This is a genomic window from Pinirhizobacter sp. (assembly GCF_035317885.1).
In the GTDB taxonomy this organism is placed as follows: Bacteria; Pseudomonadota; Gammaproteobacteria; order Xanthomonadales; family Rhodanobacteraceae; genus Pinirhizobacter.
Genome location: NZ_DATHFX010000180.1, coordinates 1 through 2,536, shown reverse-complemented (window position 1 = coordinate 2,536; position 2,536 = coordinate 1). Strand labels below are relative to the sequence as shown.

At 64.9% G+C, this 2,536-nt stretch carries 3 protein-coding genes; all 3 read left to right on the top strand.

Features of this window, described 5'->3' with window-relative positions; translation table 11 throughout:
- The coding region (locus VK519_RS05680) for a sigma-54 interaction domain-containing protein (RefSeq protein ID WP_324348160.1) at positions 1-1,113 on the top strand (1,113 nt) is incomplete at its 5' end.
- 379 nt (positions 1,114-1,492) lie between these two features.
- Entirely contained in the window at positions 1,493-1,822 is a 330-nt protein-coding gene (gene fliE / locus VK519_RS05675; RefSeq protein ID WP_324348159.1) for a flagellar hook-basal body complex protein FliE, read from the top strand.
- A gap of 41 nt (positions 1,823-1,863) precedes the next feature.
- Positions 1,864-2,536, top strand: a 673-nt coding sequence (gene fliF / locus VK519_RS05670) for a flagellar basal-body MS-ring/collar protein FliF (protein WP_324348158.1), incomplete at its 3' end; no start/stop codon positions are given.

The following is a 2,536-nucleotide window of genomic DNA, read 5'->3' as shown; positions in this document are numbered from 1 at the left end:
TTCCCGCTGCGCTACGCACGCCTCGCCGCCGCCCTGCGCACGTTCGAGGCGCTGGCCGATGAAGCCAATGCCAACCGCCGTTTCGTCGGCGCATCTGCCCCGATGCAGCGCATCAACAACCTGATCCGCCAGGTCGCACCGTTCGATTCCTCGGTGCTGGTGCTGGGTGAATCGGGGACGGGCAAGGAACTGGTGGCCCGCACGATCCACGACTGCTCACCGCGCGCCGACAAGCCCTTCATCGCCATCAACTGCGGCGCGATCCCGGCGGAATTGCTCGAAAGCGAACTGTTCGGCCACGAGAAGGGCGCTTTTACCGGCGCCATCAATACCCGCAAGGGCCGCTTCGAGCTGGCCGAGGGCGGCACGTTGTTCCTGGACGAGATTGGCGACATGAGCCTGCCGATGCAGGTGAAGTTGCTGCGCGTGCTGCAGGAACGCACGTTCGAACGCGTCGGTGGCAACAAGCCCCAGCGCTGCGATGTGCGCATCATTGCCGCCACGCACCGGAACCTCGAGCAGTCGATCCAGAACGGCGTCTTCCGCGAAGACCTTTTCTACCGCCTGAATGTATTCCCGGTCGAGATGCCGCCGCTGCGCGAACGCATGGACGATCTTTCCTCGCTGATCGGCGAATTCAACCATCGCCTGGCACAGCGTGGCCTGGGCAATGTCCGGTTCTCAGGCCAGGCCCTTGCGGCACTGCGCGGTTATGCCTGGCCCGGTAACGTGCGCGAACTGTCCAACCTCGTCGAGCGCATGGCCATCCTGCTGCCGCACGGCGAGATCCGCGCCGCGGACCTGCCGGAGAAGTACCGTGGCGCGTCGGTGGTGGGAGACATCTGCGGTGCGGCGCTCCTGGCCTACATGGAAGAGCAGCCGGTGATCGCCGACACGTATGCCAACGGCAACGACGCGGCCACTTTGCCCGCTGGCGGCCTAGACCTGAAAGACCACCTGGCCGGCATCGAGATCGGCCTGATCCGCCAGGCGCTGGACTCGGCCAATGGCGTGGTGGCCCACGCGGCCAAGCTGCTGCGCGTGCAGCGCACCACGCTGGTGGAGAAACTGCGCAAGTACGGTTTGAACGACGCCGTGCAGATCACCGCTTGACGGGGCCGGAAGTTAAAGCTTCCACGCCCGACGGAATTAAAGAAGGCAACAAGGTGGGCAGTGCGCAAATAGGCGTACGCCCTGGGGAACGGCAGGTAGCCGGCGCATTGAAGTAACAGCGTCGGCAAGACCCTCCGGCAATCGCTACTTCTGGTGGTGCCTGGCGGCCCGCCCAGGACAGGTTTGTGCCGGAGAAAGCCCCCATCGGCCGTGCGGCGATCACGCACTGCCCACCTTCTTGTCTTCTCGTTTCAAGACCTTCCGCGTGACCGGGGTCAGAGTAATTACTCTGACCCCCAACCTCCGGCCTCACCGTCTCTTGATTGGCACGCCACGTGCATCGCACTGCCTGAACGCCAACGCGCGCCGGAAAACCGCCATGACCACGATCGACGTAAACAGCCTGCTTTCCCAGATGCGCCGGATGACGGCCGTCACGGAACTGCCGTCGGCGAGGATCGACACCGTCGGCAAGGCGGCGGCTCCGTCGGATTTCGGCGCGCTGCTGAAGCAGTCCCTGGGAAGCGTGGCGGACCTGCAGAAGACCGCCGGCATACAGGCCGCCGCTTTCGAGCGCGGCGACAAGGGCGTGGACCTGGCCCAGGTGATGCTGTCGGTACAGAAGGCCGACCTCAGCTTGAGCACTGTTACCCAGGTACGCAACAAGATGGTCGATGCCTATAAGGACATCATGAACATGTCGTTCTGAGCGACGTTTCATGACCCTTCCACTAACGGACTTGTTGAACCATGGCTGATAACGCCGTCGCCACCTCCACCGATTCCAGGCTGGCTTCGTTCAAGAACCTGGCCGCCACGCCGGTGGCACGCCAGCTGACCTTGATGGCCGGTATCGCCGCCGCGGTCGCCATTGGCGTGGCGGTGGTGATGTGGTCGCGTACGCCCGACTACGGCATGCTTTACGCAGGCCTTGAGCAGAGGGATGCCGCCGCCGTTACCCAGGCGCTGCAGGCGGCCAACGAGCCCTACAAGCTCGGCACCGACGGTGCGTCGGTGTTCGTGCCGGCTGCCGACGTGGCGGCCATGCGCCTGAAGCTCGCTTCGCAGGGCCTGCCCCAGGGGGCGACCCAGGGCGGCGCCATGGCGCAGTCCGATTCCCCCTTCGGCATGAGCGACATGGCCGAGCGGAGCCGTTACCAGCAGTTGCTCGAAAACGACCTCGGCCAGACCATCGCCGGCCTGCAGTCGGTCAAGGGCGCGCGCGTGCACCTGGCGCTGCCCAAGCCTTCCGCCTTCATCCGCGACAACCACCCGGCGAGTGCGTCGGTGGTGGTGGCCTTGTATCCGGGCCGCTCGCTCGATGCCGGCCAGGTGTCGGCCGTCGTGCACCTAATGTCTTCGTCGGTGCCGGGCCTGGATGCACGCAATGTCTCGATGATCAACCAAACGGGCCAACTCCTGA